The organism is Methanolobus sp. ZRKC5, from assembly GCF_038446525.1.
Taxonomy (GTDB): domain Archaea; phylum Halobacteriota; class Methanosarcinia; order Methanosarcinales; family Methanosarcinaceae; genus Methanolobus.
The window spans coordinates 2,490,359-2,504,906 of the sequence record NZ_CP151792.1 but is presented as its reverse complement, the minus strand read 5'-3'; the positions used below and the strand labels follow the sequence as shown (position 1 = coordinate 2,504,906).

Sequence of the window (14,548 nt, the reverse complement as noted above, 5' to 3'; positions counted from 1 at the left end):
CTAATACTCTCCGATATTACTCTTCATTTTCTGCGGATGGCCTTCTAGCTTCTTCAAGCCATTCCATCTTACCCAGGGAGTGCTGGCGCATGGTCAGTCCAATTTTACTTTCCCTTGGGTCTCTTTCATTGATACTTACCGCAACTATACGTGCCCTGATCTTATCGCCTTCAGCAAGTGACCTGCCGCCTGCTTTGCTGACCAGTCTTCCATTCTTACCGTCATATGACATGAAGTCATCAGTGACCTGGCTCACGTGAAGGAGTCCGTCCATAGCTCCGATACTTACAAATGCTCCAAAATCAACAGTTTCAACAACTTCTCCTTCTATTACTTCCTGGATAGTTGGTACGAATACTATTGCCTCAAAGACCGCGTCGTAATATACAGCACCATCGCCTACGAGAATATGTCCTTCTCCTATCTCGTTTATCTGTGTAATGGCAACGATGGCTCCTAGCTCCTTGTCAATCCTGCCTTCAAGTTTATGTCTCAAGGCATTCTTGACATTTTCATTAACGTCCTTGCCTAAAAGGTCGGGTGCAACGCGAATTGTATCGGCAAGCTTCATCTTTTTGTACATGGTGACTAACTCCAATAATCCTGTATAATTAGCCTTTAACAACTTATATGATTTTAAATTAATCTATAATTATCCTGTTATGATATTATCTCAAGCCTGTTCTTCTGTCGCAGGCATATGGCGGGTACATCTCTTTTTTTCAATCTTTTCCGTAACCCTATGTCATTGGTGAGCACAGATGCCGCATGACTGATAGCAAGGTCCAGGATGACATCATCTGCATGTCCGTCTGCCTGGATTATCTCACACCTATCTGCCATTGCTCGCGCAACCTTTGCAGCTGTTCTGTCTCCGCCTTTGAGATTCTTTATCAGGATATCCAGTTCGTTGATAACTGCTGTAGGGACGAGATATGTGTCATATCCCAGTCTTTTCAACTCTTCGAAAATATCAACATTGAACTGAACAGGTATCATCAATGCATTTGTATCAATAATTACCTTCAAGTCGCGATAACTCCTACGCCTATGAGTCTCCAGCGTGAGCCTACACGTCTACTGATAGCCACAGTGGAACCGATCTCTGCGCATACAGGTCTCTTCAACTTGACCTCTGCGATGTCCTTACGTGCACTGGTAACTACTCCTACTGTAGTAGCTGTACCTACATTCAGCATAAGTGGCTCGCTTGTCTTAATAGGACCGATCTCCTCCTCATCAGATACTCCAACTACTCTTTCAAGCAGATGTAGTTCTAGTTTTAAATCATCGTGGATTGGTGGCAAAGTTTCTGGCAGACCTGCAACCTGTCCTGTAAGCGAATCACTCTTAGTAAGTGTAGGGTCAAGGCTTGTACCGACTGCAAGAAGTCCTCCAGGGGTTGCTTCTTCCACATCATCCTTGCCAGCAATAACCATTGATACTTTTGTTTTAATAGGTACCCATCTGGTAGTTCCGTCACTTTCTACTTTCCTGCCAGGTCTGATCTCTAGTTCATCGTTGGGATGCAGGACTCCTTCTGTGAGTGTTCCACCAATGACTCCGCCAGTTATATTCTTAATAGGGGTTCCTGGTTTGTTAATGTCAAAAGATCTTGCAATAAGCATGTGAGGTGGTTTGTCACTCTTATGCACAGGCGCTGGAATCATTTCTTCCATCGTCATGATAAGTGCATCGATGTTTATATTTTGCTGTGCTGATATTGGCACAATTGGGGCATCTTCGGCAACAGTACCCTTAACGAATTCTTTTATCTGGTGATAATGTTCAATAACCTTTTCTTTGGGTACAAGATCGATCTTGTTCTGCACAATGACAATGTTCTTGATGCCTATGATGTTCAATGCCATCAGGTGTTCTTTTGTCTGGGGCTGTGGACATGTCTCGTTTGCTGCAATAACAAGCATTGCACCATCCATTATAGCTGCACCTGATAGCATAGTTGCCATCAATGTCTCGTGACCTGGCGCATCTACAAATGACACTGTCCTTAGCTCTTCAGATGGCTCACTACATCCCTCACAAGTGTTTGCTACAGTATAACACTGAGGTTCGGGGCAGTTGGGGCATTTTCTGAACGTGGCATCGGCGTATCCTAGCCTTATAGATATTCCACGCTTCAGCTCTTCGCTGTGCGTGTCTGTCCAGACTCCTGACAGCGCGCTGACAAGTGTGGTTTTTCCGTGGTCGACATGACCTACCATGCCGATATTAACACAAGGTTGACTCAATTTTTGATTTCCCTCCCGGTTGGGCAATATTCTAAAAGCGTAATAACTTCAGTATAAGTTTAATATATTATCTGTTTAGATTGTGGTGTATCATTCGACTAATCATATTTAAATGATTTCGAACAAAACAGAAAGTACAAATGCCTATAGTATGGCAAAACAGTTCTTATTCTTTTAATGGTGTATATAGCTTACTACGAAAAAGAGTACATAGAAGATAGGGCCTGAATTTACAGTTCTCAAACAAAAGCATTGAGGGCATCTTTTATGATCTCATCCCTCTGGAATATCTTCTCTATTTTTATACCTTCTTTTGTTATCTTGAAATTAAGGGGGTCAAGTGAAAGATAGGTACATCTCATTTTTGGAATATACATTTGACGCATACCTCTTCCGGTTGCAGGATCACGGTCCGTATAAAGTTCAATGTTCCCAAAAGACGTGTGCTGTGCAATAGCATGTTTTGTCTTAGAGTCTTCCTGACCTATTAAAAAAAGTGTTGTACATTTTTTAGCGAATAGGATGTCATTTATAGCAAAGAACTTGTCCGCAAAATCTTCTGTGCTGTGATAAAGGGACAACATGTCAAGATTGTCTATTACTACGATCTCTACGTCATCAGGTATATCCTGTACGTTCTGGACACAATCCTTTTCAAGGAATCCTATTCCTGTTCCGTGTCTTTCAGCATTATATATTTTGTTCGTGCGGGTTTCAAATGATTTAGTAATAAGCAGGGTTCCTTTGTCAATGCAAGTCTGAAAATCAATTCCTATGCTCAAAGCCTGTTCAAGGTAACTCTCAACGTTAACCTGGGTGAGCATTAGCATACATTTTTTTCCGTCTTTGCATGACCTGTGAAGAAAATGAGTTGCAAGGATACTTTTTCCCGATCCAGGGGGTCCACTTATCAGAATGCCCTGTTGTGAAGGATACCCACCTTCGAGTATTTCGTCAAGTTCATAGATTCCTGTTGGAACCCTGTTGATTTCCATGCGCATGATAGTATGCACACAGTTGTATAAAAAGACTTTTATTTACTTCTGTATATTAATTCATGTTGATGCAAACTGAAAAATTAAAGAAAGTCTGAACTTAACTGTCCAGACCATTACAAAAAAGATCGTTTATGTTATTATCTTGTCGAGCTGATCGGTCTCAATAGCCCTTCTGATCTCGTGGGCAACACGGCGACCTGTGCTCATTGGTCTTCTCCATGTGGTGTTTCCGTATGGGTGTCCGACCGACATGTGTACATTTGTTCCGCCACCAACTCTTGGTGCTACATCATATATGTAGAAATTCAGGTCTTTGTCAACACAGGTTTGCAGACAGAATGGACCGATTACTCCCGGGTCGTAATATTTGCTTGCAGCCTCTATGTATTTCTCAGAGAGCCTGAACACTTCTTCAAGGAGTGATTCCCTGAGAGTTGCGGAGTTGTGACCACATACTGTATATTCAGGTGTAAGCTGGTGCTCTGCAAGTGTCATCTGCTGTGGTGCAGACAGACGTACATGTCCATCCAGACTTGTCTCAAAGCGCCAATCAATACCAAGGATCTCAAGCTTGTTCATCTCTGTCTCGAGAGGTGAATAGAACATGTCAAAGTTGAACACAGGTCCTATCACGTAGCGCTCGATCCTTGCATTGTCAAGTGCATCCTGGGTGATAACTCCCTGTTTCAGGAGAGATTGTGCTTTTTGCTGATATTCCTTATAGGTTCCTGCGGTGAAGAATCCTCTTTCGAGTTTCTTAACTGCGTGAGGGAGCTTTACCATTACAAGTTCCTCTATGTCCTGAGGGTCATTGATCCTCTCAGGGAAGGGCAATCCTGCCTTCTCAAGGAGCCAGTAATAATCGCGGTCCATGCCCCGTTCTTCACTGCGAAGCATGTTCCTGCTTCCAACAAGAGGTACCTTGAAATCATTTTCCACTTCATCGATGCCACAGTATGATGTAAAGGAACGGTTGGGTATGAAAAGCACATTCTCCTCAACCAGTTTTTTCTGGATCTCTGGTTTTGTGGTTTCGCTGAACTTGTTCAATAATATGTGTTCGTCCACAATACCTCGCACGACGTTGCCGTTGCTGTCCCTCTGTGACTTGAAGTAGTCTGTGTATGTCTTTTCACGGCCTTGCTGGCAGACTGCATATGTCCTGAAGTTCTCTTCAATTGCGCCATCAAAGACATCAAGTGCCGAGTGTGATGCAACAGCACCTATCTTGACCTTGTCCATGTCATAATCTTCAATGATCTCTGCGATCTCTTTTCTGTCTATCATTATATGTCCTCGATTTTTTTCCAGACATTGTATTTAGTATTAATAAATCTGTTCACGTCAAAATGCTTTGTTTGGAATTTCAAATTCCAGCCACCAGATAAATTATCACGGGTGTTATGAAAGTCTCTATAATAGCTGCAAGTAATATGAGTGGGAACAACCAGTGCAGGTAGAATTTAATTCCCCTGATAATCTCTCCCTTAAGGTCAGCAGGCTGTGAGCGGATGGTATTTAGTGCCACGTATCCTATCTTCATTCCAACTGCAGATGATATTATCAGCATGGGTATCTCTATGATACCATGGGGTGTCAGGCCTGCGATCACAAACAGGGTTCCACTTTCAACTGCCTGATAATGTGCGAATACTCCCAGAATAAAGCCGTTCAGCACCAAAAATCCAAAGGGAATTATACCCAGGGCGAAACCAAGCAGTATCGAGAAGAACATTTTCACAGAATTATTCACAAAAATAAGCAGCATAATCTCAAAAGCAGAAAGGCCCTGAAGCATTTCTGCGAGTTCTTCCAGCCCGCTAAGTGAATTCAATGCGTATGAAGGTTCAATTGTGTAATAGGCGTAACCTGCAATAGTTGACAATACAAAAAATAAAAGACTGATCCATACGAAAGGTATCAGCTCATCAATGTATGTCCTGAATGCCTCTTTTGTGTTTTCATTATGCATTGGCTTAAACCCCAAATGCCATCCTGATAGTGTTCCTGCATGCAGGTGATAATCCAAGGACTATGATGACTAGTTTAAGGAAGGTCTTTAATGTCTGTGATTCTTCGTCCTCGTCAAAATGATTATCCAGTATATACAGTACCGGGATGAATATAGATAGTTTTAACGGATACATCACAAATGCAGTGCCTGTAAGGTCGATAAGGTATGATGGTACTACATGCTTTTCGTAATATCCGAGAAAATCAATTCCTGCAATAGTTGAAGATGCATCCATAAGGTGAACCCAGAGTATTGCTATATTGATCTTACTTTTGAGCAGGTCAAAACCTATACGGTCGAATACGAATTTTGTAAAATATACTATCAGGCTTGCTGCGCATACGACAAAAACAGGCACCCATGGGAGTATCATGTCTTCAAGATAGGACAGGATTGTGAGGTTCACAAGGAACCATGCGAGTCCAAAACCTGCAAAGTTCTTTCGATAATCTCCTGTTCCATTTAACTTCACGATCCATTTTGAAAGGACCAGGAAGAACACTGTTATTGCAAATACAACAAAATAGATATTTGGGGTTATGAACAGGTAACTTATAGGGGCGGTCAGGATTCCCGTATCTTCTATAACCCTGAGGGATGAACCCGCAAGGATGAAAGGAATAACAGATACTGTGAACCTGTCATCTATCTCTATATCCAGTTTTTTCAACAACTTTACAACGCCGAAAATACATATTCCCAGCAATATCGCCCATGTAACTGTATTAACGATATTGTAACCACTATCATGAAGAATGGGGTCTATGTAATAATCGTTAATGAATCGGGTAACTTTATCTATTAATGGCATTATAATCACAGCAGTAGCATAATATAGGAATATCCTAAATACAACTAATATTTAATAGCTTATGGGAAGTACCTAATATATCAAAAGAAATTTCCCAAATCAAGTCATGTTCCTATTTGCAGCTAATGCTTGATAGTATTTGATTATTAAAAATTTAATTATTCAGTTTTTGGCAGGTATATGAGTGATCCCGACAATAGGCAAGAAAAAATGGATGCAATTACCAAGGGATGTTGTTGTAGGTCCTGATGTTATCTATGACATGAAGGATGTTTGCGATGACCTGAAACTTAGGGAAGGTGCTTTTATTGTTACGGGAAACAATACTAAGAAGATAGCAGGAGATGTTGTATTTGACCTGCTGTCTGAATGTGGTTACGACCCATCTATCACAGTTTCAAAAGAAGCATCCATGGCCGAAGTCAAAAAAGCGGCTGCACAGGCGAAGGAATCAAATTCTAAATACTTGATCGGAGTCGGAAGCGGTAAATCCATAGATGTGGCGAAACTTGCCGCCACACAGCTCGATCTTCCCTTCATAAGTGTCCCTACAGCTGCATCACATGATGGCATTGTATCTTCTAGGGCTTCAATACACGACAAGGGAAAAAAAACATCAATCGAGGTAAATGCTCCCATGGCTGTGATAGCGGATACCCATATAATAGCCAGTGCGCCTTACCGTTTGCTTGCTGCAGGTTGCGGGGATATAATCTCAAACTATACTGCGGTCCTTGATTGGGAACTTGCCCACAGGTTGAGGAACGAACCGTTTAGTGAGTATTCAGCAGCTCTTTCCAGAATGACGGCACAGATCTTGATGGATTCTCCTGAAGATATTAAACCCGAACTGGAAAGTTCAGTGAGGATAGTTGTCAAGGCGCTTGTCTCAAGTGGGGTTGCAATGAGCATAGCGGGTTCATCCAGACCAGCTTCCGGTTCGGAACACATGTTCAGCCATGCACTTGATATGCTCGTCCCAAACACGGCTCTCCATGGTGAACAATGTGGCGTAGGTACCATAATGATGATGTACCTGCACGGTGGTGACTGGAAGACAATAAAGGAATGCCTGGAGGTAATAGGAGCCCCGACTACTGCTAAAGAACTTGGAATTGAAGATAGGTATATATTAGAGGCGCTTCTAGTTGCACATGAGATACGTCCTGAGAGATATACAATACTTGGTGCAGGTCTTACTTCCGAGGCTGCAGAGAAAGTCGCACGCTTAACAAAAGTTATTTCATAGTAGGATAGCTAAATTCAATTGATCAAGGTGATTTATATGACAGATAATAATACTACCATTACACTTATTGGTTCAAGGCTTGCAAAAGAAGGCGAGGATTTCATATTTATGGGTGAGTCCCGTGAATGTAAGAAATGCAAGCTGAGGCGTACCTGTTTGAATCTTGTACCTGGTCGCAAGTATCGTGTTGCAAAGGTCAGAAGCGATACAGTTCACGAATGTTTCATTCATGATAGTGGAGTGCTGACTGTTGATGTTGAAAGTTCCCCGATCGTTGCGGCGATTGAGTCCCGCAAGGCAGTGGAAGGTTCTAAGATTAGCTACGAACACCCAAAATGCCAGACTTTCGATGACAGTGTTTATGACATCTTTTATCCCGAAGGTCTTAAGGAAGGGGACAAATGTACAGTTGTTAAGGTACTTGGTCCTATGGATGAGGACATGGTTTCAGGATGTTCTCTTAAAATGGTGGAACTAAAAGTATAGTTTCGTTGCGAACATCTTTTATATAAAAAGCAATTCGTAATAATAAGCTGAAATATTAAATTTATACTATCATACAGAGGTAATTATATGGCAGGGAAGGACGGTGATGTGTTACATCATGATTTTTACACAGCAGAACGCTGGAATAACTGGATCAATCAGGTAAAAGAAAGCGATTTCAAATTTGATGAGTCCGACGAACCGCAGGGTAAGGAAGGAGCTATCTTTGTTAACATGGAGGATGATATTGTCCTTGCATGTTTGAAGATAATTGCAAAATGTGAAAAGAAGCAGGTATCTCCGGAGTCTGCATTGGAGTATGTTGCACAGATAAGGGATGTCGCACTTGCGGAAATAGACTCTATCTCCGAGGATGCAGATATGATGATCGATTCTCTTCAGGCATCTCTCATGGGTGGTTTTGCAGCATGTGAGGCTTATTTAAATGGTGACTATGACAACAGTGTTGATATCGCAGACCTTGTAAAGGTTGCTATTGAAGCAGAAGCTTCTGATGACATCGAGATTGCTCTTGGCGCAGTTGCAGAGATCGGTGCTCTTGTTATCAGTGGTAAAGAGCTCACTGAAAAAGTAATGGAAGAAGTTCCTTACGGTCTTGTTGCAGAATGGCTCGATGGTATCGATTCAATTGCTGCTGCAATGGTAGGTTCTGACAGTTATAAGGATGATGAAGCAGACGATGGAAAGAACTGAGTTCTTTCTATTCTCTTTTTTTCATTATTATCTTTAACTTATTTTTTCTCTTTTAAATTCTATATCATACTGGTACTATGTTAGATCATACCAACGTTGCAGTTCTTGACCTGACGCATGCAGGCATTATCATCGCAGAAAAATTTGCTGGCCTTGGTTACAATGTGACAGCAATAGATGTTTACGGGACCGTGGACGAGGATATTCTCTCAAAAATGGAATCCGATTATGGTATATTAACTTCAAAGGACCCTATACATGTTGCTGGATTCGAGCTTATAGTAAGTCCTGCGCATCTGGATCCGGAATATGCCATGCTCGCAGATGCCAGGGAAAAGGGCATTGATATCATTACCCATCACAAAGCCGTGGGTTTGATATTGTCCATGACTGGTGTTCTTGATGGTGCTACTGTGATCGAGATAACAGGTTCAAAAGCCAAAACAAGTTCTGCATCCCTACTTGCTGAAATGCTTTCAAGGAAGATGAAGGTCATACTCCATACTTCCAGAGGCCTTGAATTGTGGGAACAGGGACATTCCAGTACAGTTCACCTTGGTTTAAGCATAGCTCCCGGAAGCATATTGCTTGCAGTTGACATGCTGGCTGAGTTAGATATTGCTGCAGATTGCTATATTCTTGAAATTTCAATAGGTCTGACCGGATTTGCTGATGTGGGGATAATTACCACATTGGAACCTGATTACAGGATAGCGGCTTCAACTTCTGATGCAAGCGATTCCAAGATGGGGGCACTTTCCCAATGCAAACCAGAAGAGGTATTCTTCCTGAATGCAAGGGATTGTAAGGCAGTGGCTAAGGCAGGGGAAAATGGCAGGACGTTTTTCACGTTCAGTGATTCTGCAGAAGTGAACGCTGATCTTAAGCTTAATTTTGAGGACGACTCTTTAGTTATGGATCACAGAGATGTTAGTTTTACCTCACCACTATCGTCCAGTTACAATTACAGGTCATATGCGACTGCTTTTGCAGCTTCAGTTTCCGTGGCAATGTGGATGGGAGTATCTACAAAGGATATATCCAAAGTCATTGGCTCTTTTGAAGGTTTGCAGGGAAGGATGCAGGAGAAGGAACTTTCCGGAAGAAAGCTAATTGATAATTCCAATTCCGGCATGGATATACGCTCAGCAGAAAGCTCATTGGATTATGCTTTGAATAAAAGTAAGACCGAGTCCAAAAGAATTATAATGGTGCTTGGGGAAGAAGCTGCCCAGGTTTGTGAAGGTCTTCCCCCTGAGAAGGTTTCAGAGTTTGTCATGAGGCGTGGTAATGATATAGGACAGTTGATACTAGTGGGTGAAAGGATGCAGGGGATAGGTGGGGTAAATGTTGCATATGCTCCCGGAATAGGGGAAGGGCTTGAAACGGCACTTGAAGTCTCTTCACAAAGTGATATTATATTGTCGTGTGTGAAATGTTTCAGGTGATACAAGCTCCTTTTATAATTGATTTTATCTTTATTTTATCCTCTGTTTTTTTGTTATGATTAGTGCTTTTATACGATAAAGAACTAGATAGTGCAGAAAACACCTATACTTTAAGTATACTATTTAATACGAAATTTAACAATTATACTAATTAGATTACTCTAGTAGAAAATAAAAGGGATCGATATGGCGGAAAACGATATCTCAATAATACACCCGCGGCCCAGTTCTATCGTGGCTGCGTTGTACACGTTACGTGACCTGAATGTTGATGTTGCTATACTTCACGGTCCACCTGGCTGCTCATTCAAACACGCAAGACTTCTTGAAGAAGACGGGATCCATGTTGTTACCACTGCCCTTGATGAGAATGGCTTTGTCTTTGGAGGACGCGATGAACTCTCATCTTTGCTTACCAAGGTAAATGAGATGTTCAATCCAAAGCTCATCGGTGTTGTAGGAACATGTGCCAGTATGATCATTGGTGAAGAACTTCGTGAACCTGTCCAGGATGCAAATCTGGATGTACCTGTCATTGAGGTGGAAGTGCATGCAGGATATCCTAATAATACCAAAGGTGTTTTGATAGCACTGGAATCTGCATGTGATGCAGGCATCATTGATCCGGAGGAACTTGGAAGGCAGAAGATCCTTCTTGAGGAAGCAACAAATGTTGAGAAACGCCACGGTGCAGCAAGCAGGGAATACCTGACTCCTTCACGTGGAGATCTGAAGTACAAGGTAGCTGAGAAGGTTATCGACTATTTGAAAGAGGGTAAACGTTGTCTCACTATTATGAATGCTAAGAAGGAGACTGGTTATATGTTCGCTGACATCACCGTCGCCATTAATGAAGTGGCTTCACAGCTTGGCATGGAAGATAATGTCATCAATATGGCAAATGTGGACGATACCCTTGGTCTTCCTCGGGTGCGCCACCATGCAAAGTCCATAATGGATGACTTCACGGAAAAAGGAATCACAATCCATGAGAACATCGGGGGTATGGATGAGTACCCGATTACTGGTGAAAAGGTCAGTGGACTGATCACTGAAAAGTACAGCGACTTTGACTTTGCTGTTATCACTGGTGTACCTCATGCAATACCCATGGACAACCTCCAGGAAATGGAAGTTATATCCGTTACCAATGGGCCCAGACAGGTTATTCCATTAAAGGAAATGGGACATGAAAATGTTATTGTAGAGATCGATCTGCATCCAAAGACACTTGGAGTGAACAACATTGTTGAATCCGAGTTCGGAGCAACGATACGAGAAGTTGCAAAAGATATGCTGGAAAGGAATTCGGAGGCTGTTTGATGGCACAGAAAAGGATAGCCATTTACGGTAAAGGCGGTATCGGCAAATCCAGTACTGCTTCAAATGTTGCAGCCGCCTGTGCTGATGAAGGCTATAAAGTTATGATTATTGGGTGTGACCCGAAAAGTGATTCATCCATTACGCTTCTTGGTGGCAAGAGGATACCAACAATTCTGGACCTTCTGAGGCAGAAGCTTGATGTCACTGAGAAAGATATTGTTCATGAAGGTTACAAGGGTGTAAAATGCGTGGAAGTCGGCGGTCCTGAGCCTGGTATCGGATGTGCCGGTCGTGGTATAATTGTTGCTATACAGAAACTGAGAAAAGTATGCACTTCCATAGATGATATGGATCTTATCATCTACGATGTTCCTGGAGACATTGTGTGCGGTGGGTTTGTTGCACCTATACGCAAAGGACTTGTTAATCAGGCTTATATTCTCACATCAGGTGAATACATGCCACTCTATGCTGCAAATAATATCTGCAGGGGGCTTATTAAGATAAACACTCCACTGTCAGGTATTATCTGCAATTCCAGAAGTGTTACCAGAGAAGAGGATATCGTAAAGAAGTTCTCAGAAGAGATCGGCAGCAAACTCATGGCTTTCATTCCAAAGGAACAGATCGTCCAGGATTGTGAAAGGGATGGTTTCTCTGTGCTTGAAAAAGCCCCTGATTCACCTGTTGCAGGTGTTTATCGTGAACTTGCGCATACCATCATGTCCAATGAGGGTTCAGTTATGCCTTCAGCTCTTGAAGATGAACGGCTACGTGAACTTACACGTTAAAGGTTGATCGCAATGTCCGACACACCTTCGAAACCGGAAACAAAAGAAATACCGAGGATACTCCTGTCCGCAGGCAGTTCTTCCTCAGGCAAGACTACTATTACCATTGGTCTGCTTGCGGCTCTTACTGAGGCCGGGTATAAGGTCCAGCCGTATAAAGTGGGACTGGATTACATAGATCCCAGTTACTATTCTGAAATTACAGGCCGCAGAGCTCGTAATATCGATGGTTTCCTGATGGATGAAGAAGGTGTGCGGGATGTTTTCATACATGGTACAGAGGCTGACGGTGATGCTGATATTGCCATCATCGAAGGTGTACGTGGCCTGTATGAAGGCTTTGACAGCTTTACGGATACAGGCAGCACTGCACAGATAGCCAAGATACTGAAATGTTCTGTAATTCTTATTATCAATGCAAGGAGCATTACCCGCTCTGCTGCGGCCCTTGTAAATGGTTTCAAGGACTTCGATAAGGATGTGCACATAACCGGTGTTATCCTCAACAACATAGGCGGCCCCAGGCATGAGAAAAAAGCCACCGAGGCCATTGAACACTATACAGGTATTCCTGTTATTGGTGTTATCCGCCGCAATAATTCAATGAAGATATCCATGAGGCACCTTGGTCTTGTTCCTGCAATAGAGGAACGCCGCCGGGCTGATAATTACGATGAAAGGATAGATTTCATTAAAACTACTATTAAAGATGGCATCCAGATAGACCGTCTGCTGGAAATGGCTCACACAGCTCCTGCTCTTGAGCGTCCGCCAAAGACTGTTTTTACGCCCCGTGAAATTGAAGGCGAGCGTCCGGTAATCGGTGTTGCCCTTGATGAAGCTTTTAATTTCTATTATCATGACAATCTTGAATTGCTTGAAATGGCAGGAGCTGAGATAAAATACTTCAGCCCTATCCATGACAAAAAACTTCCGGATGTCGACGGTCTGTATCTTGGCGGCGGCTACCCCGAACTTTTCGCCGCAGAACTCGAGAATAATGTCTCAATGCGTGAGGATATCCTTGATGCGTCACTCTCCGGTCTGCCTATCTATGCTGAATGTGGCGGTCTCATGTACCTGACCGAGAAACTCAGCACAGGTGTTAAAGGACAGGGAGCTCATAACATGGCCGAGATGCCTGAATCCACACACGACATGGTCGGTGCACTTCCAGGTCATACTTTAATGGGTCACAAGCGCGTGGTCAGCTATAATATTGGTTCACTTGCTGTGGATTCTGTTATTGGTAAAACAGGAAACTCTTTCCGTGGTCATGAATTCCACCACTCTGAAGTTACCGATATCCCTAAAGACGCGAAGTTCGCTATCAAACTTTCCAGAGGTACTGGAATAATTGATGGTTGGGACGGGCTTACGGTGAACAATACGCTGGGATGCTATGCTCATCTGGTTGCGAGTTCTTACAGGGAGTTCGCGGGGAGTTTTGTTGATTTTGTGCTTCAGATTAAATAAAATCAATTTTATTTCTCATTCAATCATTTTAACAACAATTCCCTCCAAAATATTATCATAACCATTTTTGGGAGTTGGATACATGCAATACATCGTTTTTACAGACCTTGACGGCACCTTGGTAGATCACGATACATACTCGTACGAGGCAGCACTGCCAGCAATTAACCAATTAAAGGAAAAAGACATACCGCTTATATTCTGTACCAGCAAGACCAGAGCAGAGATTGAGGTCTATGTGGATAAGCTGGATATTGTACATCCTTTCATATCTGAGAATGGAGGAGCTATTTTTATTCCACATGGGTATTTTGATGTGGACTTTGTTTCTTCCAGGTCCACGGATAAGTATGATATAATTGAGCTTGGTACGGATTACAATCTACTGAGGAACGTGTTGTTGAATATAGCGGCATCAGGGGGGTTTGATGTAATGGGTTTTGGTGACATGACTGATGTAGGGGTGAGCGAGGATACCGGGCTTGATCAAGAGTCTGCCTGTCTTGCGAAGCAGCGGGAGTATGATGAAGCTTTCAAACTGGATGGTGACGAAAGCGATGCTGAGAAGTTAATTAGGGATATCAGGGCAAAGGGACTCAACTATACACGTGGCGGAAGGTACTGGCACATAATCGGTGACAACGATAAGGGAAAAGCGGTTCGAATTCTCACACAGATATATCGGAAACAATTCGGGGATGTAAAAACTGTTGGACTTGGTGATAGTCTTAATGACTATCCCATGCTAAAAGTGGTGGATATTGCTTTTCTTGTGCAGAAACCAGGTGGGAAATATGATTCAAATATCACGGATGAGAGGGTCAACAGGGTTGGAGGTGTCGGCCCTGTGGGATGGAATATGGCGATATCAGGTCTGGTAAAATGATCATGGACATTGTTATTTTTTTGTGTTGTTTTTACTTGTAATATATTATTCAAGTTCATTTTCGTGAGTTGTTGCTTATCATTATTTATACGGTCAATGC

15 protein-coding genes are annotated in these 14,548 nt (G+C 42.5%); 8 read left to right on the top strand and 7 right to left on the bottom strand.

What is annotated here, in order from left to right; genetic code table 11:
- Positions 1 to 16: 16 nt before the first annotated feature.
- The 7 genes from WN948_RS12370 to WN948_RS12340 all read right to left on the bottom strand — a co-directional run bounded on the left by WN948_RS12370 (position 17) and on the right by WN948_RS12340 (position 6,075).
- On the bottom strand, positions 17 to 583 hold the full coding sequence (locus WN948_RS12370; protein WP_342304502.1) for a DNA-directed RNA polymerase: 567 nt from the start codon (positions 581 to 583) through the stop codon (positions 17 to 19).
- Positions 584 to 660: 77 nt separating this feature from the next.
- Positions 661 to 1,029, bottom strand: coding sequence for a DNA-binding protein (locus WN948_RS12365; RefSeq protein ID WP_342304501.1), 369 nt, complete (start codon positions 1,027 to 1,029; stop codon positions 661 to 663).
- Positions 1,026 to 2,252, bottom strand: coding sequence for a translation initiation factor IF-2 subunit gamma (locus tag WN948_RS12360; RefSeq protein ID WP_342304500.1), 1,227 nt, complete (start codon positions 2,250 to 2,252; stop codon positions 1,026 to 1,028). Before WN948_RS12360 ends, WN948_RS12365 begins: the two co-directional genes overlap by 4 nt.
- A gap of 239 nt (positions 2,253 to 2,491) precedes the next feature.
- Positions 2,492 to 3,253 carry an ATPase domain-containing protein gene (locus WN948_RS12355; RefSeq protein WP_342304499.1) on the bottom strand — a complete coding sequence of 254 codons (762 nt, stop codon included), beginning with the start codon at positions 3,251 to 3,253 and terminating at the stop codon, positions 2,492 to 2,494.
- Between the two features lie 126 nt (positions 3,254 to 3,379).
- On the bottom strand, positions 3,380 to 4,537 hold the full coding sequence (locus WN948_RS12350) for a formate--phosphoribosylaminoimidazolecarboxamide ligase family protein (protein ID WP_342304498.1): 1,158 nt from the start codon (positions 4,535 to 4,537) through the stop codon (positions 3,380 to 3,382).
- A gap of 79 nt (positions 4,538 to 4,616) precedes the next feature.
- Positions 4,617 to 5,222: a stage II sporulation protein M gene (locus tag WN948_RS12345; protein WP_342304497.1), complete on the bottom strand. Its 606-nt coding sequence runs from the start codon at positions 5,220 to 5,222 to the stop codon at positions 4,617 to 4,619.
- A 4-nt stretch (positions 5,223 to 5,226) separates the two neighbouring features.
- On the bottom strand, positions 5,227 to 6,075 hold the full coding sequence (locus WN948_RS12340) for a DUF63 family protein (protein WP_342304496.1): 849 nt from the start codon (positions 6,073 to 6,075) through the stop codon (positions 5,227 to 5,229).
- A 214-nt stretch (positions 6,076 to 6,289) separates the two neighbouring features.
- Here WN948_RS12340 and WN948_RS12335 point away from each other — a divergent pair, with 214 nt between their 5' ends.
- The 8 genes from WN948_RS12335 to mpgP all read left to right on the top strand — a co-directional run bounded on the left by WN948_RS12335 (position 6,290) and on the right by mpgP (position 14,448).
- Positions 6,290 to 7,324 (top strand): NAD(P)-dependent glycerol-1-phosphate dehydrogenase, encoded by a 1,035-nt coding sequence (locus tag WN948_RS12335; RefSeq protein WP_342306472.1) that lies wholly within the window; start codon positions 6,290 to 6,292, stop codon positions 7,322 to 7,324.
- 36 nt (positions 7,325 to 7,360) lie between these two features.
- Positions 7,361 to 7,810 (top strand): UPF0179 family protein, encoded by a 450-nt coding sequence (locus tag WN948_RS12330; protein ID WP_342304495.1) that lies wholly within the window; start codon positions 7,361 to 7,363, stop codon positions 7,808 to 7,810.
- An 87-nt stretch (positions 7,811 to 7,897) separates the two neighbouring features.
- The gene (locus WN948_RS12325) at positions 7,898 to 8,524 is read left to right on the top strand and encodes a DUF2150 family protein (protein WP_342304494.1); all 627 of its coding nucleotides are present in this window, start codon (positions 7,898 to 7,900) and stop codon (positions 8,522 to 8,524) included.
- Positions 8,525 to 8,601: 77 nt separating this feature from the next.
- Positions 8,602 to 9,972 (top strand): coenzyme F430 synthase, encoded by a 1,371-nt coding sequence (cfbE, locus tag WN948_RS12320; RefSeq protein WP_342304493.1) that lies wholly within the window; start codon positions 8,602 to 8,604, stop codon positions 9,970 to 9,972.
- 186 nt (positions 9,973 to 10,158) lie between these two features.
- On the top strand, positions 10,159 to 11,295 hold the full coding sequence (cfbD, locus tag WN948_RS12315; RefSeq protein WP_342304492.1) for a Ni-sirohydrochlorin a,c-diamide reductive cyclase catalytic subunit: 1,137 nt from the start codon (positions 10,159 to 10,161) through the stop codon (positions 11,293 to 11,295).
- A complete protein-coding gene (cfbC, locus tag WN948_RS12310; RefSeq protein ID WP_342304491.1) occupies positions 11,292 to 12,086 on the top strand; it encodes a Ni-sirohydrochlorin a,c-diamide reductive cyclase ATP-dependent reductase subunit in 795 nt (264 codons plus the stop codon). The genes cfbD and cfbC overlap by 4 nt, the downstream gene beginning before the upstream one ends.
- A 12-nt stretch (positions 12,087 to 12,098) precedes the next feature.
- Positions 12,099 to 13,562 (top strand): Ni-sirohydrochlorin a,c-diamide synthase, encoded by a 1,464-nt coding sequence (gene cfbB, locus WN948_RS12305; RefSeq protein WP_342304490.1) that lies wholly within the window; start codon positions 12,099 to 12,101, stop codon positions 13,560 to 13,562.
- A gap of 82 nt (positions 13,563 to 13,644) precedes the next feature.
- Complete coding sequence (gene mpgP, locus WN948_RS12300) at positions 13,645 to 14,448, top strand: mannosyl-3-phosphoglycerate phosphatase (protein ID WP_342304489.1); 804 nt, start codon at positions 13,645 to 13,647, stop codon at positions 14,446 to 14,448.
- Positions 14,449 to 14,548 lie beyond the last annotated feature (100 nt).

Coding starts and splice junctions, on each gene's coding strand:
- WN948_RS12370 (WP_342304502.1), bottom strand. CDS start 583: ATGTACAAAAAGATGAAGCTTGCCGATACAATTCGCGTTGCACCCGAC.
- WN948_RS12355 (WP_342304499.1), bottom strand. CDS start 3,253: ATGCGCATGGAAATCAACAGGGTTCCAACAGGAATCTATGAACTTGAC.
- WN948_RS12350 (WP_342304498.1), bottom strand. CDS start 4,537: ATGATAGACAGAAAAGAGATCGCAGAGATCATTGAAGATTATGACATG.
- WN948_RS12345 (WP_342304497.1), bottom strand. CDS start 5,222: ATGCATAATGAAAACACAAAAGAGGCATTCAGGACATACATTGATGAG.
- WN948_RS12340 (WP_342304496.1), bottom strand. CDS start 6,075: ATGCCATTAATAGATAAAGTTACCCGATTCATTAACGATTATTACATA.
- WN948_RS12335 (WP_342306472.1), top strand. CDS start 6,290: ATGCAATTACCAAGGGATGTTGTTGTAGGTCCTGATGTTATCTATGAC.
- WN948_RS12330 (WP_342304495.1), top strand. CDS start 7,361: ATGACAGATAATAATACTACCATTACACTTATTGGTTCAAGGCTTGCA.
- WN948_RS12325 (WP_342304494.1), top strand. CDS start 7,898: ATGGCAGGGAAGGACGGTGATGTGTTACATCATGATTTTTACACAGCA.
- cfbE (WP_342304493.1), top strand. CDS start 8,602: ATGTTAGATCATACCAACGTTGCAGTTCTTGACCTGACGCATGCAGGC.
- cfbD (WP_342304492.1), top strand. CDS start 10,159: ATGGCGGAAAACGATATCTCAATAATACACCCGCGGCCCAGTTCTATC.
- cfbB (WP_342304490.1), top strand. CDS start 12,099: ATGTCCGACACACCTTCGAAACCGGAAACAAAAGAAATACCGAGGATA.
- mpgP (WP_342304489.1), top strand. CDS start 13,645: ATGCAATACATCGTTTTTACAGACCTTGACGGCACCTTGGTAGATCAC.